This is a genomic window from Bradyrhizobium sp. RP6 (assembly GCF_003837805.1).
Lineage (GTDB): Bacteria > Pseudomonadota > Alphaproteobacteria > Rhizobiales > Xanthobacteraceae > Bradyrhizobium.
In genome coordinates this window covers 117643-140159 of record NZ_RQIT01000004.1, presented here as the reverse complement: position 1 = coordinate 140159, position 22517 = coordinate 117643, and the positions used below count along the sequence as shown (strand labels likewise).

22 protein-coding genes are annotated in these 22517 nt (G+C 65.4%); 9 read left to right on the top strand and 13 right to left on the bottom strand.

Features of this window, described 5'->3' with window-relative positions; translation table 11 throughout:
• Positions 1–79 precede the first annotated feature (79 nt).
• Positions 80–2398, top strand: coding sequence for a heavy metal translocating P-type ATPase (locus EHH60_RS11605; RefSeq protein WP_124159598.1), 2319 nt, complete (start codon positions 80–82; stop codon positions 2396–2398).
• A 34-nt stretch (positions 2399–2432) separates the two neighbouring features.
• On the opposite strand, the gene EHH60_RS11600 is transcribed toward EHH60_RS11605, so the two are convergent.
• A complete protein-coding gene (locus EHH60_RS11600) occupies positions 2433–3155 on the bottom strand; it encodes a DUF72 domain-containing protein (RefSeq protein ID WP_124159597.1) in 723 nt (240 codons plus the stop codon).
• 90 nt (positions 3156–3245) lie between these two features.
• Here EHH60_RS11600 and EHH60_RS11595 point away from each other — a divergent pair, with 90 nt between their 5' ends.
• Complete coding sequence (locus EHH60_RS11595; protein WP_124159596.1) at positions 3246–3461, top strand: hypothetical protein; 216 nt, start codon at positions 3246–3248, stop codon at positions 3459–3461.
• A 4-nt stretch (positions 3462–3465) separates the two neighbouring features.
• On the opposite strand, the gene EHH60_RS11590 is transcribed toward EHH60_RS11595, so the two are convergent.
• From EHH60_RS11590 to EHH60_RS11570, 4 genes are all read right to left on the bottom strand, one after another.
• Positions 3466–4614: an amidohydrolase gene (locus tag EHH60_RS11590; RefSeq protein ID WP_124159595.1), complete on the bottom strand. Its 1149-nt coding sequence runs from the start codon at positions 4612–4614 to the stop codon at positions 3466–3468.
• Positions 4615–4887: 273 nt separating this feature from the next.
• The gene (locus EHH60_RS11580; protein WP_124159594.1) at positions 4888–5976 is read right to left on the bottom strand and encodes a mandelate racemase/muconate lactonizing enzyme family protein; all 1089 of its coding nucleotides are present in this window, start codon (positions 5974–5976) and stop codon (positions 4888–4890) included.
• 74 nt (positions 5977–6050) lie between these two features.
• The gene (locus EHH60_RS11575) at positions 6051–7244 is read right to left on the bottom strand and encodes a M20/M25/M40 family metallo-hydrolase (RefSeq protein WP_124159593.1); all 1194 of its coding nucleotides are present in this window, start codon (positions 7242–7244) and stop codon (positions 6051–6053) included.
• Positions 7245–7276: 32 nt separating this feature from the next.
• Positions 7277–8521 carry an MFS transporter gene (locus EHH60_RS11570; protein ID WP_124159592.1) on the bottom strand — a complete coding sequence of 415 codons (1245 nt, stop codon included), beginning with the start codon at positions 8519–8521 and terminating at the stop codon, positions 7277–7279.
• A gap of 221 nt (positions 8522–8742) precedes the next feature.
• On the opposite strand from EHH60_RS11570, the gene EHH60_RS11565 reads away from it, so the two are divergent.
• The 3 genes from EHH60_RS11565 (at position 8743) to EHH60_RS11555 (ending at position 10895) form a co-directional block, all read left to right on the top strand.
• Positions 8743–10173 carry an ABC transporter substrate-binding protein gene (locus EHH60_RS11565; RefSeq protein ID WP_124159591.1) on the top strand — a complete coding sequence of 477 codons (1431 nt, stop codon included), beginning with the start codon at positions 8743–8745 and terminating at the stop codon, positions 10171–10173.
• A gap of 143 nt (positions 10174–10316) precedes the next feature.
• Positions 10317–10511, top strand: a complete 195-nt coding sequence (locus EHH60_RS11560) for a DUF3606 domain-containing protein (protein WP_124159590.1) — start codon at positions 10317–10319, stop codon at positions 10509–10511.
• A gap of 201 nt (positions 10512–10712) precedes the next feature.
• Positions 10713–10895, top strand: coding sequence for a hypothetical protein (locus tag EHH60_RS11555; RefSeq protein ID WP_124159589.1), 183 nt, complete (start codon positions 10713–10715; stop codon positions 10893–10895).
• A gap of 148 nt (positions 10896–11043) precedes the next feature.
• Here EHH60_RS11555 and EHH60_RS38545 read toward each other — a convergent pair whose 3' ends face one another.
• Positions 11044–11265 carry an HGGxSTG domain-containing protein gene (locus EHH60_RS38545; protein WP_124159815.1) on the bottom strand — a complete coding sequence of 74 codons (222 nt, stop codon included), beginning with the start codon at positions 11263–11265 and terminating at the stop codon, positions 11044–11046.
• Positions 11266–11294: 29 nt separating this feature from the next.
• Positions 11295–11930 carry a hypothetical protein gene (locus tag EHH60_RS11545; protein WP_124159588.1) on the bottom strand — a complete coding sequence of 212 codons (636 nt, stop codon included), beginning with the start codon at positions 11928–11930 and terminating at the stop codon, positions 11295–11297.
• A gap of 431 nt (positions 11931–12361) precedes the next feature.
• Here EHH60_RS11545 and EHH60_RS11540 point away from each other — a divergent pair, with 431 nt between their 5' ends.
• Positions 12362–13345 (top strand): Bug family tripartite tricarboxylate transporter substrate binding protein, encoded by a 984-nt coding sequence (locus EHH60_RS11540; RefSeq protein ID WP_124159587.1) that lies wholly within the window; start codon positions 12362–12364, stop codon positions 13343–13345.
• Positions 13346–13424: 79 nt separating this feature from the next.
• Here EHH60_RS11540 and EHH60_RS11535 read toward each other — a convergent pair whose 3' ends face one another.
• The gene (locus tag EHH60_RS11535; protein WP_124159586.1) at positions 13425–13886 is read right to left on the bottom strand and encodes an NUDIX hydrolase; all 462 of its coding nucleotides are present in this window, start codon (positions 13884–13886) and stop codon (positions 13425–13427) included.
• A gap of 107 nt (positions 13887–13993) precedes the next feature.
• Between EHH60_RS11535 and EHH60_RS11530 the strand changes: the two genes are divergently transcribed.
• On the top strand, positions 13994–15118 hold the full coding sequence (locus tag EHH60_RS11530) for a DUF1236 domain-containing protein (RefSeq protein WP_124159585.1): 1125 nt from the start codon (positions 13994–13996) through the stop codon (positions 15116–15118).
• A 42-nt stretch (positions 15119–15160) separates the two neighbouring features.
• Here the strand turns inward: EHH60_RS11530 and EHH60_RS11525 are convergent, their stop codons facing one another.
• Positions 15161–16123, bottom strand: coding sequence for a lytic transglycosylase domain-containing protein (locus EHH60_RS11525; protein ID WP_124159584.1), 963 nt, complete (start codon positions 16121–16123; stop codon positions 15161–15163).
• A gap of 182 nt (positions 16124–16305) precedes the next feature.
• Here EHH60_RS11525 and EHH60_RS11520 point away from each other — a divergent pair, with 182 nt between their 5' ends.
• The gene (locus EHH60_RS11520; protein ID WP_124159814.1) at positions 16306–17337 is read left to right on the top strand and encodes a L,D-transpeptidase family protein; all 1032 of its coding nucleotides are present in this window, start codon (positions 16306–16308) and stop codon (positions 17335–17337) included.
• Here the strand turns inward: EHH60_RS11520 and EHH60_RS11515 are convergent.
• The 3 genes from EHH60_RS11515 to EHH60_RS11505 all read right to left on the bottom strand — a co-directional run bounded on the left by EHH60_RS11515 (position 17334) and on the right by EHH60_RS11505 (position 19881).
• Positions 17334–17609 carry a hypothetical protein gene (locus tag EHH60_RS11515; protein ID WP_124159583.1) on the bottom strand — a complete coding sequence of 92 codons (276 nt, stop codon included), beginning with the start codon at positions 17607–17609 and terminating at the stop codon, positions 17334–17336. The genes EHH60_RS11520 and EHH60_RS11515 overlap by 4 nt on opposite strands.
• Positions 17610–17688: 79 nt before the next feature.
• Positions 17689–18546: a VOC family protein gene (locus tag EHH60_RS11510; RefSeq protein WP_124159582.1), complete on the bottom strand. Its 858-nt coding sequence runs from the start codon at positions 18544–18546 to the stop codon at positions 17689–17691.
• Positions 18547–18690: 144 nt separating this feature from the next.
• Complete coding sequence (locus tag EHH60_RS11505) at positions 18691–19881, bottom strand: urate hydroxylase PuuD (protein WP_124159581.1); 1191 nt, start codon at positions 19879–19881, stop codon at positions 18691–18693.
• 226 nt (positions 19882–20107) lie between these two features.
• Between EHH60_RS11505 and EHH60_RS11500 the strand changes: the two genes are divergently transcribed.
• Positions 20108–21445 (top strand): PQQ-dependent sugar dehydrogenase, encoded by a 1338-nt coding sequence (locus tag EHH60_RS11500; RefSeq protein ID WP_124159580.1) that lies wholly within the window; start codon positions 20108–20110, stop codon positions 21443–21445.
• 225 nt (positions 21446–21670) lie between these two features.
• On the opposite strand, the gene EHH60_RS11495 is transcribed toward EHH60_RS11500, so the two are convergent.
• Positions 21671–22471 (bottom strand): SDR family NAD(P)-dependent oxidoreductase, encoded by an 801-nt coding sequence (locus EHH60_RS11495; protein ID WP_124159579.1) that lies wholly within the window; start codon positions 22469–22471, stop codon positions 21671–21673.
• Positions 22472–22517 lie beyond the last annotated feature (46 nt).

The following is a 22517-nucleotide window of genomic DNA, read 5'->3' as shown; positions in this document are numbered from 1 at the left end:
CCGTCGCTTCCGACCTCCATCGCGCAACGATCGCGTTGACCCGGCGCGACTGGCGAAGCTGGTTTCGGAAGAGTCATGTATGTCCAGTGTGGCCAGCGGTGGAAACCAAGCCGTGTCGTTTGATCGGGTCTTGCGATGGGCTCTGGTTGCGATTGCGATCGCGGGACTGACCGCAGGCATTCTCGCGCGAGCCGCAGGCCGGCCTGATCTGGCCAACCTCGCATGGGCGCTCGGCACGGTGCCCGTGATTGCGGGACTGGCGGTCTCCATCGTCAGGGATCTCTTGCGGGGGCGCGTCGGAGTGGACGCGATCGCGCTGCTGTCGATGAGCGCGGCATTGGTGCTCGAACAGCCGCTTGCCGGGGCTGTGGTCGCGCTGATGTATTCCGGCGGCAACGTCCTGGAAGAGATCGCGATCGCACGGGCAGAGCGTGACCTGCGGTCACTGGTTGATCGTGCACCGCGGCAGGCACATCGCAAATCCAACGAGCGGATCGAGGATGTTCCGATCGAGGCGGTGTCGGTCGGCGAGGAGCTTCTGGTGCGGGCCGGGGAGATTGTGCCGGTCGACGGTGTCGTCGGTTCGGCGTCCGCGACAATCGACGAGTCCGCGGTTACAGGGGAACCGATCCCGGTGGAGAAGACGCGCGGAAGCGCCGTTCTTTCCGGTTCACTGAATGCGGGTGAGGCCTTCCAGTTGATCGTGACCGCGGCGGCCGGTGAGAGCACCTACGCCGGCATCGTCCGCATGGTGACCGCGGCGCAGACGGCGAAAGCTCCCTTCGTGCGGCTGGCCGACCGGTATGCGCTGATCTTCCTGCCGGTGACACTCGTCATCGCCTTTGTAGCATGGCACGTCTCCGGCGACTTGACCCGCAGCCTTGCCGTGCTGGTGGCGGCGACGCCGTGCCCCTTGATTCTGGCAGCACCCGTCGCCTTCATCGCCGGGGTCGCGCAAGCGGCCCGCCGCGGCATCCTGGTGAAGGGCGGTGGAGCGCTGGAGGCGTTGGCCCGCGCGCACACCGTGCTGTTCGACAAGACCGGTACCCTGACGGTGGGCGGGGCGCGGTTGCTTTCTGTGGAAGTCGCTCCGGGGGAGGACCCGGATGAAGTCCTCACGCTTGGGGCATCGCTCGAGCAAGCCTCGCATCATGTGCTTGCGAAGGCCGTGCTCGCTGCGGCCGTCGATCGGGGGCTGAAGCTGAAGCCGCCGGAACATGTCAAGGAGACCATGGGTTCCGGCCTGAGCGGCCTGATCGACGGACGCCAGGTCACGGTGGGCTCGCGAGAGATGCTTCTCTCGCATGCCGAGCCGTCGCCATGGGAGCTGCGGGCGATTCGACGCGCCTCGTGGCGCTCGGCGCTGATCGTCTTTGTCGCGGTGGACGGCCGTCCCATTGGCGCGGCGCTGCTGGCCGACGAACTGCGGGCCGACACGCCACGAGCGATCAGGCTACTGCGCGATGCCGGCATAGCGCGGATGGTGATGGTCACAGGGGATCGCGCCGCAGCGGCGCAGGCCATCGGAGCAGCGCTCGATCTCGATGCCGTGCTGGCCGACCGCGTTCCTTCGGACAAGGTCGAGGCGGTGCGTAGCGAACAGCGGCTGCATCCGACCATCATGGTTGGCGACGGCATCAACGACGCGCCTGCGCTGGCCGTGGCCGACATCGGGGTCGCGCTCGGCGCGCGCGGTGCAAGCGCCTCGTCCGAGGCGGCGGATGTGGTGATTCTCGCGGACCGGCTCGACCGGGTTGGCGAAGCGATCATCATTGCGCAGCAGGCGCGGCGCATCGCCCTGCAAAGCATCCTCGTCGGCATGGGATTGTCCCTGGCAGCAATGCTCGCTGCCACGGTGGGCTGGCTCAATCCCGTGCCCGCTGCGATCGTCCAGGAGGTGATCGATGTCGCCGTCATTCTGAACGCGCTGCGGGCCCTCACTCCGTCCCTCGTCAGGAGCGGCCCGCGCATCAGCGCCGAGCAGGGGCGGACATTGCATCACGATCATCAGGCCCTGTTCAGGGATCTCGACCGCCTGCGCCAGATCGTCGATGCGCTGGACGATGTAATGCCCGGATCTGCCGCTGCCATGATCGGAGAAGCCAACCGGCTGGTCCAGAGCAGCGTCGTGGCTCACGAGCGCGAGGATGAAGACAGCGTCTATCCGAGGCTTACGGAAGTGCTGCGCGACCGCCACGGGCTCTCTGCCATGAGCCGTGCGCATCGGGAGATACTGCATCTCGCGCGGTTGCTCGCGCGGATCGCGGAGGATCTGCCGTCGGAGAAGATCGACCGCTATCTCGTTCGAGACGCTCAGCGCGTGATCGAGGCGATCGAGACGTTGGTACGCATGCACACCGCTCAGGAGGAGGACATTTACGAGGCCGTGGCTGCATAGGCGGCAGCTTCGTCAGCTCGCGCAACGATGTGCATCACAGTAAGTGCTTCAACGCCTTTGCATCGGCCGGCGCTGCGCTCTTCTGGTCGTTGTCGAAATAGACGTAGACGTCGCAACCCTGCCGCTTCCACGATTTGATCCGTCGCGCCCATTGCGCCAGCGTGGCCTTGGTGTAGTGGCCGTGATAGCGCCCGCCCGGCCCGTGTCCGCGCACATAGACGAAATCCGCCGTGCGCTTCCAGGGCGCCGGCGCATCGTGATGGTCGGACAGGCACAGCGAGATGTTCTCGTCCGCCAGCATCCGCAGGATGCGCGGCTGGTACCAGCTCGGATGACGAAACTCGAAGCTGTAGCGCCGCTTCCGCGACAACAGCTTGAAGAAGGAGGCGAGCCGGTCCGCGTTCGCCTCGAATTGCGGCGGCAGCTGGAACAGGATCGGGCCGGCCTTGCCGCCGAGCCGCGAGATACGGTCCTCCAGCAGCTCGAGGCTGTTGACGGAGCGGTCCGACAGGCGCTTCCAGTGCGTGATGAATTTGGATGCCTTCCAGGCGAACACGAAATCGCGGCCTGTCTGCTCGCGCCAGCCTTTCACCGCCTCCGGCGTCGGCGTGCGGTAGAACACCCCGTTCAGCTCCGTCGTGTCGAACTGTCCGGCATAGTAGCGAAGCTGCTCCTTCAGCGTCACGCCCTCGGGAAAGAACGGGCCGCGCCAGGAGGCGTAGTGCCAGCCGGAGGTTCCGATCAGAACGCGCGCCATGTTTCGTGCCATCCGTTGCCATTTGCCGGAGGGAACGTCCGTGCGGCCGATACGTTGCTCGTGAGCTTGATCAACGCAGGACCGGAACCGATGTACGCGCTGTTCGAAGGCAACAAGCAGATCGGCAATCCCTTTCCAACCGAGAAGGAGGTGTGGGAAGCCGCCTTGATCGAGGGCCTCGTCACCGACGTTCCGGTCGCAGACGAGGAAGGCGGCCGGATTCTGCCCGCCGGCTATCACGTCGAGCGCATCGAGGAGGCGTTCGAGCCGCGGCCGGGCTGGAAGCTGCCACGCGAGATCTCGTGATAGATTAGTTTGATGCCAGCGACGCCTTGGCGACCTCGGCCATCCAGCCGGACGCGACCGGCAGGATCGCGTCGTTGAAATCGTAACGCGGCCCGTGCAGCTCCGCGCCGTCCCGCAAGGGCCCATTGCCGATCCAGACGAAAGCGCCCGGCCGCTGCTGCAGGTAGTGGGCAAAGTCCTCGCCGGCCATGCTGGGCGCGAGGTCGCTCCGCACCGGCGCCTGCACCTTCTCCGCGGCGATGCGCGCGAGGCCGGCTTCATCAGGCGTATTGATCACGACGCCCACACCCATGACGATCTCCGGCGTGACCTTGACGCCGAAGCTGGTCGCAATCCCGGCGCAGGTGCGCTCGATGCCGTCGAGGATGGTGTCCTTGACCGCCTCGCGATGGTACCGCAGCGTGCCGCGGATGGTGACGCGTCCGGCGATCTGGTTCGGCGCGGTGCCGCCGTCGATCGTGCACAGCGACAGCACGGCGGTGTCGAGCGGATCGACCCCGCGCGAGGTGATCGATTGCAGCGCCACGATCAGGTGCCCGGCCGCCACCACCGGATCGCGCGTCAGATGCGGCATCCCGGCGTGGCCGGCATGACCCTCGATGGTGATTGTGATGCGCCCGCCGGAGGCCATGACGACGCCGTCGTGGACTGCAATGGTGCCGGCGGCAAGGCCCGGCCAGTTGTGGAAGCCAAATATCCGCTCCATCGGGAAACGATCGAACAGCCCGGCCGCGACCATCGCGCGCGAGCCGCCAAAGCCTTCCTCGGCCGGCTGGAAGATGAAATCGACCGTGCCGCTCCAGCTGCTGTCGGCGGCGAGCAACGCCGCGGCGCCGAGCAGCGAGGCGGTGTGGCCGTCATGGCCACAGGCATGCATCACGCCTGATGTCCTGGAGGCATAGGGCAGGCCGGTATCCTCGGTGATCGGCAGCGCATCCATGTCGGCGCGCAGGCCGACCCGGCTCCGTGCGTGGCCGCGCGTCAACGTCGCGACGATGCCGTTCCCGCCGATGCCAGCTTCGAAGGGAATGCCGAGCTCGGTGAGCCTGTCCTGCACGAAGGCGGAGGTCTCCTTCTCCTGGAGCGACAGCTCCGGGTGGGCATGAAGGTGCTGGCGCCACACGGTCAGTTTCTGGTGCAGTTCGGGAGGCAAGGTCGGGGTCTTTCGCGAAATGCAGGTTGCCGGCACAATAGCGGATTGTCCGCGCCATGCATCAAGCGTCTTGGAATGCCTCGCGTGCAGCAATGAGATCGGCGATCGCTGGGGCACCAACCGTGCCGTGTGCTCCACTTCACCTCTCCCGCTTGCGGGAGAGGCCGGGAGAGGGCTGGATCGTCATTGGGAGTCTTATTGCGGAGACACCCTCTCCCCAACCCTCTCCCGCAAGCAGGAGAGGGGGCGCACCTCGCTTGTTGTCGCATCTCTCTAAGGCGCCAGCTTCGCCAGTCCCTTCCAGTCGAAGCTGATGCCGTGCCCTGGCCTGTCAGGCGCCAGCGCAAGCCCGTCCTTCAGCACCAGCGGATGCTCGATATATTTGTCGAGCCCGAAGCCATGCGCCTCCAGATAGGAGCGGTTCGGGCAGGCCGCGAGCAGGTGCACGGTGATGTCGTGCGCGCCGTGGCTGGTGACGGGCAGGTTGAACGCTTCCGCCAGCCGCGCGATCTTCATGAACGCACTGACGCCGCCGCAATTGGTCACGTCGGGCTCGGGATAGGACACCGCGCCTGATGCGATGTAGTTCTTGAACTCCCACAGCGAGCGCAGATTCTCCCCCGCCGCGATCGGCACGCCGCCGGCCTGCAGGACGCGTGCGTGCCCGGCGACGTCGTCGGGAATGATCGGCTCCTCGAGCCAGGTGAGGTCGAAAGGAACGAAAGCACGCGCGGCGCGGATCGCTTCCTCGACGGTCCATTTCATGTTGGCATCCGCCATCAGCGGAAAGCCATCGCCGAGATGCTGCCGCATTGCGGAGACCTTCGCGACGTCCGTTTTCAGGTCGGGCCGGCCGACCTTCATCTTGATGGCGCGAAATCCCCTGGCGAGGTTGCCGTCGGTCTGCGCGAGCAGCGCATCGACGGAGAGATCGAGGTCGATGCCGCCGGCATAGCACGGCACGCGCGCATCGAAGCCGCCGAGCAACTGATACAGCGGCAGCTTGGCGCGCCGCGCCTTCAAATCCCACAGCGCGATGTCGAGCGCGGAGAGCGCCAGCACCGCCGGCCCGCCGCGGCCGCCATAATGCAGGCCCCACCAGACATGATGCCAGATCGCCTCGGTGTCATCGGCCTCCCTTCCCTCGACGAGTGGCGGGATCTCGCGCTTGAGGATGTCCGCAGTTGCCCCGCCGTTGCGCCCGACGGTGTAGGTGTAGCCGACGCCCTCGGCGCCGTCGGCATCGCGGATGCGGCAGGTGATCAGCTCGAACGCGGTGATCTCGCCATGCGTGGAGTCCGACAGCGTGACGGGGAGGGGGATCCGGTAGAGGGCGGATTCGATATTCGCGATGCGGGCCATGGTTCCTTCCTGCTTTTTTCTTGCAGGCTAGGACGATGGGCGCGGCCCGGCAAGCGCCCACCGCGCAAGGCAGCTCACCGCATCGTCGCGAGTTGCACCGCCAGCGCGCAGGCGCGGTCGTATTCGTCCAGGTTGATCCATTCGTCGACCGTGTGCGCCTCGTTCTGGCCGGCACCGAAGGTCACGGTCGGGATGGCGTGGCGGACCATCCAGTTGGCGTCGAGCCCGCCGTTGGCCGTGCGGACGTTCGGCGTGCCGCCGACCGCGGAGACGGCCTCGACCGCGCGCTTGATCACGGGCTGGCTGTCCTTCATGCGGAACGGATAATAGTCGGTCTCCGCCTTGAACTTGACCTTGCCGGACTTGCCTTGCGCGTTGGTGACCTTCTTGGCCGCCTTCTCGAACGCGGCCTTGTAAGCCTTGGTGATCTCCTTGAAGAACTTGCCGTCATGGCTGCGGCTCTCGCCGCGCACATGGACGTAGTCGGTGACGACGTTGGTGGCGTCGCCCGCCGGGCGGCCCTCGCCGCCGGTGACCGGGCCGACATTGCTGGTGCCTTGCTTCTTGCCCTTCACCACCTTGCCGAACCAACCGCCGGCTTTCACGTCCGCGAGCGCGAGCGCCATGATCATGGTCGAGGAGATGCCGCGCTCCGGCGCGACGCCGGCATGCGAGGCGCGGCCGAAGATCTCGACGCTCCAGCGGTCGGCGCCGACGGCACCGATCACGACGTTGGAGGCGGCGCCGCCGTCATAGTTGAACGCCATCACCGGCGAGCCGAGCTCGTCCAGCTTGACGTGGCGCGCGCCGTAGAGCCCGCTCTCCTCGCGCACGCAGAACAGCAGTGTGATCGGGGGATGATCGAGCTTCTGTCTGGCGAGCTCCGCTGCCAGCGTCACCAGCACGCCGCAGCCGCAGCGGTTGTCGCCGCCGAGCGCGGTCCTGGCTTCGTTGACGATCTTGCGTCCCGACTTCTTCGGCTTCGCGCCGGCGCAGAGCGGCACCGTGTCCATGTGCGTCATGAACATGATGCGCGGCTGGTTGTGCAGCGCGCCGCGGCCGGGCAGGTCGACGATGAGGTTGCCGGTCTCGGTCGGCACGGGAATGCGGGTATTGGCATCGTCGAGCCGGATCGCCTTCGCCGGCACGCCGGCCTCCTTCAGTGCTGCCGTGAGCTCGCGCCCGATCGCCGCCTCCTGTCCGGTGACGCCCTCCACAGTGAGGAAGCGCATGAGGCGGTCGGTGGCGGCCTTGGTGTCGACGGGCATGGATGTTCCTTTGGCGGGCGGGGCGCGTCATCCTATGGGCCCCGCGAGGTATAAGCCAAGAAGATCAGCACACCGAGCGCCAGCATGGCAGCCATGAACAGCAGCACGGCGGGCAAGCCCGCGAGCGCCGCCACCGCGCCGGTGACCGACTGCATCAGCGCCGCGCCGAGGAAGAAGGCAAGGTTGACGGCCGCGAGCGCCTTGCCCGCGGTCTGCGCATCGACCAGCTGCCTGGACATGCCGAACAGCAGCGGCTGGGCGGAGGTCGCAAGCCCGATCAGCACGAACAGCACGAGGTCGTATCGCGGCGGCATCATGGGCAGGCCGAACAGTGTGGAGACCGCATGATGCGGCGCGCCCAAGGCCATCAGCGCCAGCAGCACCGCCCCGGCCATATGCGAGCCCGCCACCAGCGCGCGGCGGCGGCCGAGCCTGCGGTCGATCATACCGATGCACAGGGGACCTGCGATCATCGCCAGCGTGAACGCGCCGAGCTGGTTGCCGGCCTCGACCCGCGAGAGTCCCTTGACGTCCATCAGCCATGGCCCGCCCCACAGGCCGCGCAGCACCAGCGAGGTCGCCAGCGACACCAGTGCCAGCGCGATCAGCCCGCGCAAGGGGCGCGAGAGGCCGAGCCTGAGCACTTCGATCATCTGCGCCAGCGGCGAGGACTTGTCCTTGTGCTCGGCCGGCTGGTGCGGGACCAGCGCGAACACCGCGAGCGCCACCGCGACTCCGCCGATTGCGGACATCCAGAACCCGGCGCGCCAGCCGTAAGCGTCCACCACGAAAGCGAGCGGGCTCGACGACAGCAGCATGCCGATATTGCCGATCGAAAGGATCGCGCCCGACCACAACCCGAAGCGGGCCGCCGACAATTGCTTGGCCGCCAGCGTCATCGGGCACATCAGCATGCCCGAGGTGGCAACGCCCAGCATCAGCTGCCCGACGGCAAAGCTTTCCGGCCCTGTCGCAAACCCGGACGCGACCGCGCCGAACACGGTCCCCGCGAGCAGGCTGAGCGACACCGGCCGCACGCCAAACCGGTCCATCGCCGCCCCGACCGGGATCTGCGCCGCCGCGAAGGCGAAAGGATAGATCGACGTGAGGCTGGCAAGAGCCTGCGGCTCCATGTGGAAATCCGCCGCCATCAGGTCGAGGCTCACGGCCGGAATGGTGCGCAGCAAGGTCGAGAGCATGTGCCCGCAGGCGAGCGCCACGAGCGCGAAGATCAGCGCGCGGGTGGCGGTGCCCGCGTCGTTGGCGGCAGTGGTCATGAGCGTTTCGTCCCGAGAAGGTTTCGGGTGGGGTTACAGGATTGAGGGGGCGGCCGGCAAGCAGCATGGCGCCGCCGAGTGCCTGCCGGCGGGCGCGACCACTCGCTTGGTACGCCTATCCAGGTCCCGCAGGTGAACCACAACGGGCGCCAAGACGTTATGCCGGGAAAACGTGGTATCCTGCTGACCAGGAAGCGCCATGACATGCGGTGGCAGCGGCAATGTCCTCGTCCGAGAGTACAAGTCAGACGACCAGTGACGCGGCCCGCCGAGAGCGGCGAAGGAGCAATTTCCTGCTGTTGGTTCTCGCCGTTGGCTTTCTCGTCTTCGGCGTCGCAGCGGGTGCACTTTATTACGCGTTGCGGCCGGAGATTCTCCGGATCGCCGTCGGACCGGCTGGCAGCGATGATGACAAGGTCATTCAGGCGATGGCCGATGCGTTCGCCAGCGAAAGCCGAACTGTCAGGCTGCATCCGGTCAAGGCCGACGGAGCGATGGAAGCGCTCGCTTTGCTTGGGTCTGGCAAGGCCGATCTTGCCGTCGGCCGCGGCGACCTGGACATGCCGGCCGAGGCGCAGACCGTCGCCGTCGTCCGCAAGAATTTCGTCGTGCTCTGGGCACCATCCGGGCTTGCGGGCAAGAGTTCGAAAAGAAAGCCGTCCCCGAAGATCAAGGAGGTCGCCGATCTCTCGGGGCGCCGTGTCGGCGTGATCGGGCGGACGCCGGTGAATCCTGCGCTGCTGCGCGTCATTCTGAACGCCTCCGGAGTGCAGCCCGGCAAGGTCGCCGTGGCGCAGTTCGGCACCGACCAGATCGATGAACTCGCGCGCGATCTCACCCTCGATGCGTTCATGGCGGTCGGGCCCCTCGACAGCAAGATCACCTCCGACGCCGTTGCCGCGACGGCGCGGGCGCGCGGCGAGCCGAAGTTTCTCGCCATCGAGGCATCGGAAGCGATCGCCATCAGGCATCCCCGGTACGAATCGGAGGAGATTCCGCCCAGCGTCTTCAATGCGGATCCGGCTTGGCCGGGTGACAAGGTTGAAACTCTCAGCGTCAGCCATCTGATCGTGGCGAGAAAGAGCCTGCCCGAAGCGACGGTCGCCGCGTTTTTCCGCCAGCTCTTTGCCGTTCGTCAGGCGATCGCGAGGCAGGCCCCAGGCGCCGCACACATCACCAAACCCGACATCGAGAAGGACGCCGAGCTGCAGGTCCATCGGGGCGCGGCGGCCGTCATCGACGGCAACGAACGCACGTTTCTCGACCGCTATGGCGACTATTTCTGGTTCGGGCTCCTGCTTCTCTCTGGAATCGGCTCCGCCGCCGCTTGGTTGCGCCGCTATTTGAACCGCAACGAGAGGGACGACAACACCAGCCATCGCAACAGGATCCTGGCCATGGTTTCCAGCGCGAGAATCGCGGAATCCAATCAGGAGCTCGTGGCATTGCAGCGCGAGGCCGATACCATCATCGCCGAGACGCTCGAATGCTATGACGACGGCGCAATCGAGCAAGAGGAGCTCGCGGCCTTTGGACTGGTGCTCGACCTCTTGAGCAATGCCATTGCCGAGAGGCGAGCCGCATTGCAGCGTACCAATCTCGAAACTGTTCGAGGCGCGGTAGCGAGCCATGGCGGTACGCCGCGGGGATGAAGTGTCGTGGGGGCCTTCTCCGTGCGCGCGACGGTTGCAGTGATCGCCTATGCATACTCACTTTCGTTGTCGAGGGCTTCCGCTGGCGGACATTGGAACAAAGAAGACATCGTCTCTCTTACCTCGGTTAAGGAGACTTGATCATGCTGTCCTCGAGACCACCACGGCCCATTCGCACAACGCTCGATCTTGCGAACGCCGAGCAGGTCAAGTCGGTGCGCAGGCGGCTTCGCATCTCCAATGCCGATCTCGTCAGGATCGTCGACAAGATCGGCAACTCTCTAGCGGCGATCGAGAAGGAAGTGGAGCTCGAAAAGGTTGGCCGCTCAGCAGTGTAGTGCCAGGGACGCGCAGACGACCCTCGAATGAATCCGAGCCATCACCTCGAAAAGGAGAATTGCGATGAACGGTCTGATCTACCTCATAGGGCTCATTGTTGTGATCGCGGCCATTCTTTCGTTCTTTGGCTTGCGATGAGCGCCGCGGTCTCGCGAGCCTGACGCAGCAACGAGCCGGTGAAGCAATGTGACGTGCATCAAATGGTTGATCCGCACCAGGTCAATACCATCATAGCGACGACGGTTTGCGCGTTCTTCAAGGACGCTCCCGACGCTCAAATCGGAACTGAAGAAGCCAAGCTGCTGGCCAAGCAAATCACTGAAGCGCTGAACGCAGCTGGGCTGCAGATCGTCCCTGTGGATTCGGTGATCACACGATCCTAGTGCCATGGCGGCGGCCCCGAGCTTGCTGGCTTAAAGAATCCATCAGATTTTTTGTTTTGTTCAATCATGTCTCGCGCCGGGAATGGCGCGCTCTTATTCGCCCCGCCCTCTGGCGGCGGAGGTCGCGCCGCAATCTACTTCAACTCGTTCAAAAGCTTCCAAGCGTCCTCAGCAAGGTCTTCACCTGGTGTCGCTCGGCCCGACCATCCGGTGTGTACATTCCATGTCGACGTGCATTCTGGTTTCCCTTTGGAGCGCCCGATCTCGGCGCGCCGCCATGCATGCGGCAGCGGGGCTTGCCGTGCATCGCCGGCGCGCGGCAAGCGGTGCCGTCGCGTGTCCGCGCCCCGCAGCGCGGGCTCGTCACCATCGCGCGGGTGCTGCGGACGTGACCGCCGCTCATGCGTTGGCGCCTTGCCTTGCGTCCGCCCATTCGGCTTCGCCGGCCGCGCCCGACGCGCTGTCCGGATGGGCACCCATCAGATGAGCATGCTGCGTGACGTTGCCCACGATCGCCCGTCCGCCGTCCTGAACCGACAGGTTCTGCACCGTGATCGCGCGCTCGTCGCTGTTACGGTGGCGATTCAGCGCTTCGACCTGGGCGGCGAAGGTGCGCGAGAGCCGGGTCAAGGCGCGGGCGATGCCCTCCTGCTGCGCGAGATCGTCAGTGCAGGCGAGCCGGCAGGCACAGCGCATTGCGGCCATGTGCACCGACACCATTTGCGACACCAGCATGGCCTCGACCGAATCCTTCGGCGCGATGCTCCTGATCGTCGAGATCATGAAGGCGAGGTTGGCTTCGTCGGGCTTCTGCCCGACCACACTGGCCTTGACCAATTGCCTCAATATGCCGTGCATCGCGTCGCGGTCGGCGGCGCCGAGCGCCTCCGCCAGCAGCCGCTCGCCGGCCTGCGGGTCGGGATGGCTGATCGCGATGCGCCGCTTGTAGAGTTTTACGCGCGGGTTCGCGGCGGGGCCGCTGTGATCGTTTGCCGCGAGCGGCGACGTGATGGGACGCGAGAGAGCTGTCGTCATGTGCTGTGTCCTTCTGGCGGCGCAGGCGCGAACGGCCGTTCGCCGCTGCGCGCGAATGCGGATTTCGAAATGTCGGTGAAGGGTTTAGGCGCAACCGCGCCGGGACGGCTCCGGCCTGGCAGGCCGTGACGCTCGCGACTGTTGCGATGATGCCATCATGCCACTGTTTTGCCCGACGCGTCAGAATTTATTTCGTAAATCCGGAAAAATTTCGTCCATCCCCCGCAAGTCCTTGTTCTGACAGGGGCCGTCTACTGTGCATGGGGTTGTTTTCGCATTTTTTGTTTGGAAGGGGTCGTACGTGCCGTGCGACGGAATGCCAACGCCCGAACGTGATTGCGGAATCCGGCGTGGCCGCTATTCATGATCCTCGAATGCGTCGCACGAACAAACATGCACAAGCGGCGCCAAGAGGTCTGGGGAGAAGACGAATGCAACGAACGGCCCGCCTGCTGGCAGTCATCGCCGGATTGTGCGCTTCTGCGCTGTCGACGCAGGCCCTGGCGCAGAAATACCCGGTGCGGCCGGTCAAGGTCATGGTCGGCTTCAGCGCCGGCGGCCCGGTCGATGTGGTCGCGCGCATCGTCGGCGATCGCCTCGGCAGCAAGCTCGGGCAGCCCTTCGTGGTCGAGAACCGCGCCGGCGCCAACGGCATGATCGCCGCCGAAGGCGTCGCGCGTGCGGACGCAGACGGCTACACCATGCTCGCCTGCAACTCGTCCACGATCACGCTGAACAAGACGCTGTTCAAGGATGTCCGCTATGACCCGCAGGGAGACTTCGCGCCACTGACGACCGTCGTCTCGGCGCCGCTCGTGCTCGTCGTCAATCCCGAGAATCCCAAGACGGCCAACATCAAGACCGTCGCCGATCTCGTCGCCGCGGCAAGGGCCGCACCGGGTGCGCTTGCCTACGGCTCGGGCGGCAACGGCAACCTCGCCCATCTCGCCATGGAGCTGCTCGGCCAGAAGGCCGGCATCAAGATGATCCACGTGCCGTATCGCGGCGGTTCGGCCGCCGAGGTCGGCATCCTCGCGCAGGAGGTGCTGGCGGTGTTCGATCCGCTCTCCGCCGTGCCGCTGGTGAAGGCCGGCAAGCTGCGCGCGCTGGCGGTGTCGTCGGCCGAGCGCTTGCCCGCGCTGCCCGATGTGCCGACCGTCGCGGAAGCCGGCTATCCCGGCTTCGACATCTCGTTCTGGGTCGGCTTCTTCATGCCGAAGGCAACGCCCGCGCCGATCCTGGAGACGCTGCACCGGGAGATCATCGCTGCTGCCAAGGATCCGGCGGTCGCGGAGAAGCTCGGCTCGCAGGGCGTCGTGAGCGTGCTCGGCCCGGCCGACTACGCCGCGAAGATCGCGAAGGAGACGAAGGAGCTCGCCGAGGTCGTCGCGGCCGCGAACATCAAGGCGGAGTAGGGCGCCGCTCGAAATGGAGCATGATCGCGCCGCGGGCTCTTTGCCTCTCCCGCGAGCGTGAGCGGCGGATCGCGACAGCCTATCCGCTGCTAGGCAGCTGGGCCAGCCGGTCAAGCAGCGGACGTTGTCCTGCGTTGATCCTCTCCTTCGCCGCTTCGAGCGTGAACCATGCGGCGCGGTCGACTTCCGGGAACGTCTGCCGTTTGCCGCTGCGAGGCGGCCATTCCAACTCGAACGTGTTGCTGCGAATGCTGCCGGTGTCGATGTCGAGCTCGGCCGCGAACGCGGTGACCGACTTCCCGCCGCGTTGCTTGACCTGACCCAGCGCCATCAGAGGCATCGTCACCTCGAGGCCAAGCTCCTCGGCGAACTCTCGTCGCGCAGCGACTTCCGCATCTTCTCCGTCCTTGTACTCGCCCTTCGGGATCGACCACGCACCGAGATCCTTGTTGCGCCAGAACGGGCCCCCGGGATGAACGAGGAGAACTTCGATCTCTTCGCGCATCCGATAGGCGATGATCCCGGCACTCTTCGATGGCATCTCAGGTTCCGCAGGAAAGTGGCACGGCCTTCGCTCGGGAAAAAGTGGAACGGAGCGTTCTAGCGCAGGTTAGTAACCAACGTTCATTTGATGAAAGGGAGTGAATCATGATCCGCCTGTTGGCAACCACCGCATTAGGGCTGGTGCTGGCGAACGCCGCCTTTGCGCAATCGCCCGGCACGACCACCAAGTCTGAGCAGACGCCGCAATCACAGTCAAACTCCGCGGCACCATCCGCCACCTCGCCGTCGGGCGCGACTGACACGCAAAAGACTACATCGCAACCGCAGCAATCACCGGCGACGGGAACGTCGGCGCAGAATGCGCAGAGCACCGCGCCATCGTCTGGGGCCGCCAATTCCGGCTCCGGCACGTCGAACGCCGCGAACAGCACGGACCCCTCGCGGCCGCAGAGCGGCACGGCAAGCTCGAACACGACCGGAAACCAGCCTTCGACCCAGCAGGGCGCCAACCCGCCGCCGGCGAACACGAACCAGGCGCAGGATCGGTCCAATCCACCTTCGACGAATAACCAGGCCCAGCAGGCACCGGCCGCATCGGGAACCAACCAGGGGCAACAGGCGCCGAGCGCGCCAGCCAGCAACCAGGCGCAGGGCGAGCGCACCGGCACCAGTTCACAGGCGGCCGCTCAGACGAACGTCAATCTCAACCGGCAGCAGGAAACCAACATCAGCACCTCGATCTCGCGCCTGAACGTTCGGCCGCTGACCAGCGTCAACTTCTCGCTGAATGTCGGCACCGTCGTGCCGCGCGACGTTCATCTTTCGACACTGCCGCCCGATGTCGTCGAGATCGTTCCGCAATATCGCGGCTACAGCTTTGCGCTGGTGAAAGATCAGATCGTCGTGGTCGATCCGGCCACGTACAAGATCGTGACGGTTCTGCCCTATGCGGGGCAATCCACGGCAACAAAGACAACGACCACGCGCGAGCGCAGTGCCAGCAAGTTTTCGGATCGCGATCGCGAGGTGATCCGCAAGCATGCGAAGACCCGTACCGAAGGACGGAGCGAGGCGCGGACCACAGGAAGCACCGCACGCACGGAGATCCATGTCGGTGATCGCGTCCCGGACACTGTCGAGGTCGAGGAATTCCCCAGCACGGTCTATCGGGATGCGCCTGACCTGCGGGAGTACCGCTACATCCACCGCGACACGCGGACCTATCTCATCGAACCGCGTGAGCGTCGCGTCATCGAGGAGATCGACTGACGATGGATCTCGGAGCCACCCAAGGGGGTGGCTCCGAACACGCTAACCCGAGGGCCGTTCGCGCGATGCGAGGCGGACGGCGCGGGCTTTCACGCTCTTTCCGGCCGCACGCAGTGCAATCATGCTGCGCGCCTTGCCATGAGCAGAAGCGTTCTTCCGGAGCAGGGTTGCGAACCGCTTGCGGGCGCGGTTCGCCGTCAGGCGCGCGGCGAGTTGTTCGGCCTTGCGCATGATGATCGTGACCGAGGGCGTCAAGTGGACCGGAACCCAGGCGACGTCCTTCGTCTTGGAGAGGCTGCCGATGCCTTCGCAGGGTGCTTCGCGCGGCAGGTCGATGCGGATCGCCAGCGCCTCCGACCGTTCGATCCAGTCTTCGGCTTTGGTGCCGGTGATGATCCGGACATAGTCGCGCGTCTCGCGCGGCAGCTCGCTCTCTCTGGCAAGCCATTTCTGGATGCGGCCGGGGCCAGCATTGTACGCCGCCGCCGCAAGGCCGAGATTGCCGAAATCGTCACGAAGCTTGCGCAGGAACTTCGCCGACGCAGGCAGGGCCTTCATCGGATCGAAGGGATCGTCGAGCCCGACCTCGGCGGCCGTCGCCGGCATGAACTGCGCGACGCCCTGCGCGCCGGCATGGCTGACCTCGTTGGACTTGAAGCGGCTCTCCTGCCAGATCAGGCGCGCGAAGAAGGGCACTGGAATGCCGCTGGACTCGGCGGCTTCACGAAGCGCGTGACAGAATTGTTCAGTTGGTGAGGCCGGCGCCTGCACCACCGGATCGACCGCGCGCGTTGGCTCGATCACGTCCTCATAGGACGCGCGCGCGTTCGCAAGCTCGATGGCCTGCACGCTGGCGACGAAGAGGTCGACCATCGGAACAAGTGGCGAGGCATGATGGTTCTGAAGAAAGGTGGTGTGGAACGGTGAGGCTTGCCGGGATGCCGGCGGATCGAGGTCGCACATCAAAATCAGAAATGCGGCGCAAGCCGCGACGACAGATCGCATTTGCGGAGACAACCTCGAACTGTGGGATGAACGGTCGGCGATGCGCCGGCACAAGGAGTTCTTAACCGTCGGATTGCGGCAAAGCTGCGGTCTCGCCGGTTCCGTCGGTGTTACTACGGTGTTCCCGAGGAGAAACTCTCCGCGGCCTCGCGGGCCGCTTGCGAGTAGGATGCGCGATGACGATGCGATCGATGCTTGGCGCGGTGATTTCGCTGTGGCTCATCGGCCCGGCGCTCGCGGGCAATCTCGATCCGTCTGCGGTGAATGATGCTGCGCGTCCCGCCAAGCCGCCGGCGACCGACAAGCTCAGTCCGGCGGTGGTGAAGCTCCAGGTCCTGCTCGATCGTGCGCAGTTCTCGCCCGGCGAGATTGACGGCAAGCTCGGCGAGAACGCGCAGAAGGCACTCAAGGCATTCGCGGCGCAGAACGGCATCGCATCCGACAAGGCAATCGCGCCGGAGCTCTGGGACAAGCTGACGGCGGCGAGCGAGGGTCCGATCGTCGCCGGCTACGAGATCGCCGACGCTGATGTCAGAGGGCCGTTCCTGAAGGAGTTGCCGAGCAAGCTCGACGACATGAAGTCGCTGAAGGCGCTGAGCTACACCAGCCCTCTCGAAGGACTTGCCGAGAAATTCCACATGAGCGCGGATCTGCTCAGGGCGCTCAACCCGGGCAAGGCCTTCGACAAGGTGGGAGAGACGATCGTCGTCGCCAACGTTCCGGCACGGCGAGAGCTGCCGCGCATGGCCCGGCTCGAGGTCGACAAGAAGAACGGGACGTTGAAGGCGTTCGACGCAAGCGGCGCTCTGCTGGCGTTCTATCCGGCGTCAGTCGGCAGTCCGGATCGCCCGACGCCGACGGGGACGCTGAAGGTCACCGGCACACACGAGAATCCGACCTATCGCTACAATCCCGACTACAAGTTCAAGAGCGTCAGATCCAAACGGCCGTTCGACATCAGGCCGGGTCCGAACAATCCCGTGGGGGCGTACTGGATCGGCCTGTCCGCGCAGGGCTATGGCATCCACGGAACGGCAGAGCCCGACAAGGTCAGCAAGTCGGCGTCCCACGGCTGCGTCAGGCTGACCAATTGGGACGCTCGCGCGCTCGGCGAGAACGTCAGGCGCGGCACGCCCGTCGTCTTCCTGGATGCGCCGACGGAATCCTCGTCGAAGCAGCAGGAGAAGCCCGCTGCGAGGCGTGCCGCGAACTAGTCCCTGGGAAAATCCTTGCGCATCGCGATCTCGGCGGCGTCGCCGGGCGACAGCACGGTCTGGTCGAAGGCCGGTTGTGGCGTCGTCATGATATCGTAGAGCGAGATGCCTTTGATCGGCTTGCCCATGAGCTCGCGGACGCATTCGGCGAGCGTGCCGTTGTAGACGAGATAGGGCGGGCCCCGGTCCTTCAGCCTCTCGCCCTTCAGCGACGGCCACTTCTTCAATTCGGCCGGGGCGTCATAGGCGATCGGCGATTCCTCTTTGAACATGCGTATGGTCTCGGCGACTTGGATCGCCGGGAATCCTAGAGCCGCCGGGGGTAAGCACCCGTTAAAGAATTAGTTCAAATCAGCCGGCAACGAAGGCGAGCAGGGTGCCGTTGGCCTTGGCCGGCGGCACGCAGATCGCGTCGCCGCTGCGGACAGCGGCTGAGCCCAGCGCCTTCTCTGTCGCCGCCAGATCGCTGCTGACCAGCACGAGCGCGGCCCCGCCGCGCTCGGAGAGACCGGTCAGCGGTACGCCGGGATAGCGTTTGCCGAGCTGGTCCAGGGTCAGATAGACGAAGTCGGCGCGATCTCCGCCGGAAGGCACTGTCACCGCGCCGTCCGCCTCGGGCTTCGGCGCGCGGTCGATGAGCCGGCCGAGATGCGCAGCTTCCTCCGCCGGCTCGGGCGTTGCGATCAGCGTCTGCGTGATCCGCCTGGCCGCATTGGCGTGCTGCATCAGTTCGGGAATCCACACGGTCTCCGGCGTCTTGTGCTGGCACGCGAAGATGCGCACGCCGCCGGGCGCTTCCGCGGTCGGCCACATGAAGGTGCGGAATTTTGCCGCCGCGACCGTGCCGTCGGGCAGAGTCACCGGCCGTTCGAAATCGGTCGGGCCGATCGGCGTCAGGCCCCGTGCGCGGATCTCTTCGGCGCCGGCGGCGGAATCGACCGCAGTGAAAGCGATGCGCTCGATGCCTTCGCCACGCTTGTCGAGAAAGGCGCGCGCCGGCGCGTTCTGTTCGGTCGCAGCGAGCACGCCGAGCAGCTCCATATAGTCGGGGTCGAACATGATGGTGTAGTTGCCGGTGCCCATATGCGCGCTGTGCGTGCCGCGCGGCGACACCGTGAAGCCGAGCTGCCGGTAGTTCTCGGCGCCCTTGTCGAGGTCTTTCACCATGACCACGGCGTGGTCGATACCGATGACGTTCTTGAGGGCCACTGTTCTTTCCCCGATTGCAAGCTGATTTTGGGCCGCGCCGGCGGCTGCCGGTCATGTCTACGCCGGTTAGGCGGTCAAGTCATTTTCAATTCAGCGGCAGATGCGGAATTTCATTCCGCGCAACGCATCCTCGTGCGAGGCGGATCAGCGCGCCTGCGCAAGATAGGCGGCGAGGACGGCGCGCTCCTCGCTGGTCATCTCGGTGATGTTGCCCGGCGGCATGGCATTCGACCAGGCCGCGACACGGCCGATCAGGCGGATGTTGCGATGGATGTGCTCGGGGGCGTCGAGCAGGATGCCTTTCGGGGCGGTCGCGATGCCGGCCCAGACCGGCTCGGCCGCGTGGCACATGCTGCAGCGGGACATCACGATCTCCTCGACATTCGCGAGCGTTGGCTGCGCTGGCAGCGCGCCGGTCTTCATCTCGCGCGGGCCGGCCGCGGAGAGGAACAAGATCGCGACCATGCCGACTGCCGCCACGCCCCACACCCACCACGGCGATTCGCGCCCCGCGTGCCGTTCGTTGAAGAAGTGGCGGATCACCGGCCCCAGCGCCAGGATGATCGCGACGATGATCCAGTTGAAGCGCGTGGCGTAGAGCAGGGGATAGTGGTTGCTGATCATCAGCACGACGACGGGAAGCGTCAGATAATTGTTGTGGACCGAACGCTCCTTGCTGGCCTTGCCGAGCTTCGGATCGGGCGCCTGGCCCGCGATCAGGCTGGCCACGATCTTCTTCTGGTTCGGGATGATCAGCGCGAAGACGTTGGCGACCATGATGGTGCCGATGATCGCGCCGATCTGGTTGAAGGCGCCGCGGCCGCTCAGCACGCGGGTGAAGGCGTAAGTCAGCGCGACCAGGAACAGATAGCCGCCGATGGCAAAGGGCAATTCGTGCTGCGCAAGTCCGGTGCGACAGGCGGCTTCATAAAGCAGCCACGCCAGCGCGAGGCTGCAGAAGCTGAACAGCCCGGCCTGGAACGGCGTGATGTCGAGAATCGCCTTGTCGACCAGGAACAGGTCGGCCTCGAGATAGTAAACCACCACCATCAGCGCGAAGCCGGACAGCCAGGTGGTGTAGGCTTCCCATTTGAACCAGGTCAGCTCGTCCGGCATCTGGCTTGGGGCCACCAGATACTTCATGATCCGGTAGAAGCCGCCGCCATGGACCTGCCAGGCCTCGCCCTGCACGCCGTCGGGCAGGTCGCGTCTAGGCCTGAGGCTGAGATCGAGGGCGATGAAATAGAAGGAACTGCCGATCCAGGCGATCGCCGCCACCACGTGCAGCCAGCGCAGCAGCAGGCTCGCCCATTCCGATATGACGGATCCCCACATGATCTTCCCATCAGTCACGACAGCGATGTCGCAGCTTTGATGACCGCAACCGAACCCTTACAATGTGTCGCATCTATCTGCGGTGTTTTCCAGTACGATGGGTGCACCTGATGCACATCGTGCGGGCATGAGCTGACGTCGAATGCGGCGGGTGTTTGACTTGCCGCAGAACGTTTGCGGAAGAATGGCGTTGACGACCTGTACGTCCAGGTGGGGAGAAGGCGACGTGAAGAACAGGACTCCGTACGCGGCGATATCCGCGGGGCTGCTGGCTGCAGTTGCGGCCGGCGCGCAGGCCGAGCCGGTGTTGCAGGGCAAGGACGCCTATGGCGACTGGCGGGCCGACAGGCCCGGCACCGTCAGGTTGATCCAGCCGCAGGATCTGGTCAGGCCCGGTGCCACGCGCTCGGTTGCGAGTTCCGCGCGCGTCGTCACGCGTCCGCATGAAGCCTCGCCCCAGGTGCCGGCAGGCTTCAAGATCGAGCTGTTCGCCGAAGGCCTGCGCGCGCCGCGCATCATCCGCGTGGCGCCGAACGGCGACGTCTTCCTCGCGGAGACACGGGCCGGTAACATCCGCGTGTTGCGCGCCGGGGAGGACGGCAAGGTCGCGACCAACGAGGTGTTTGCCAGCGGATTGCGACAGCCGTTCGGCATCGCCTTCTTTCCGAACGGCGACAATCCGCAATGGGTCTATGTCGCCAACACCGACAGCGTCGTCCGCTTTCCCTATCAAGCCGGCGATCTCAAGGCGCGCGGCAAGGCGGAGACGATCGTGGCAAGCCTGCCGCATGACGGCGGCCATTCCACGCGCGACATCGCCTTCACGCTCGACAACAGGCGCATGCTGGTCTCGGTCGGCTCGCTCAGCAACGTTGCCGAAGGCATGGGCACGCCGCCGGGCGGAATGGAGGCGTGGTCGAGAGCGCAACCGCTCGGCGCAGCCTGGGCGAGCGAGACCGAGCGCGGCACCGTGCTGGCCTTCAATCCCGACGGCAAGGAGCGGAAGATCTACGCCACCGGCCTCCGCAACTGCGTCGGCCTCGCAATCCAGCCGCAGAGCGGTCTGCCCTGGTGCTCGACCAACGAGCGCGACGGCCTCGGCGACGATCTCGTGCCCGATTACGTGACCAGCGTGAAGCAGGGCGCGTTCTACGGCTGGCCCTGGTTCTACATCGGCGGCAACGAGGACCCGCGCCACGCCGGCGCGCGCCCAGACCTCAAGGACAAGGTGACGGTGCCGGACGTGCTCATACAGTCGCACTCGGCCTCGCTCGGCATGACCTTCTATCAGGGCACGCAGTTTCCGTCCGAATACCAGGGCGACGCCTTCGCCGCTCAGCATGGCTCCTGGAACCGCTCGAAGCGCACCGGCTACAAGGTGATCCGCATCCGGATCAAAGACGGCAAGCCGACTGGCGAGTATGAGGATTTCGTCACGGGATTCGTCGTGAGCGACTCGGAGGTGTGGGGGCGTCCGGTCGGCGTCGCCGTGGCGAAGGATGGATCGCTGCTCGTTTCGGAAGATGGCAACGGCACGATCTGGCGGGTGACATATTCGCGGTGACCGAGCATGCTTCGCGTCTCCCCGCAAGCGGCAGGGAATCGCATTGAATTCTGCAGAGGTCGTCATGCCCGGGCTTGTCCCGGGCATCCACGTTCTGTGTGCTGCGTGGAAAGGCGTGGATGGCCGGGACAAGCCCGGCCATGACGTTGTGGAGACAGCCGGTGCCCATAGCCACATCTCATATGCGATAGCGCTGCCGCGTGCGGGGAGAGGGAGAAGAACGACCTACCCCCGTCGCACGCTGGCACCACCATCCACCGGCAGCGTCACACCCGTAATGAAGTTCGCCTCGTCGGATGCCAGAAACAGCGCGGCGTTTGCGACGTCCCATCCGGTGCCCATCTTCCCGCGCAGCGGCACCTTGCTGTCGCGCTCGGCTTCGACCTCGGCGCGGGTCTTGTGCCATTCGCGGGCGCGGGTGTCGACGGCCATCGGTGTGTTCATCAGGCCGGGCAGGATGACATTGGCACGGATGCCGTACTCGGCGTTCTGATACGCCAGCTGTTCGGTGAAGGCGATCATCGCCGACTTGGTTGCCTTGTAGGCGACATAAGGATACGTCGTGATCGCGGCCATCGAGGAGATGTTGATGATTGCGCCGCCTCTCTGCGCGCGCATGATCGGGATCACTTCCTTCGCGGCGAGTATGCAGCTCTTCAAATTGATGGCTACGACGCGGTCGAACGCCTCCTCGGTCAGCTGCAGCAGCTCGGCGTCGCCGCCGCCGAGGCTGACGCCGACATTATTATGCAGCACGTCGATCCGGCCCCAGCGCGACTGCGTCTCGACCACCATCGTCTTGATGTCGGCAGCTTTGGTCACATCGGCCTCGAAGGCCGCGGCGGTACCATGTTTCGCGGTGATCATCGCCACCGTTTCCTGCACCGACTCCAGATGATGGTCGACGCACAAGACCTTCGCTCCCTCGCGCGCGAAGGTGAGCGCGGTGGCGCGGCCGTTGCCCATGCCTTCGCCGGGACTTTGACCGGCCCCGACGACGATCGCGACCTTGTCCTTCAAGCGCATCACAGCTCACTCCCCGGTACGGGCACCATTCGTCCCATTATTTTCG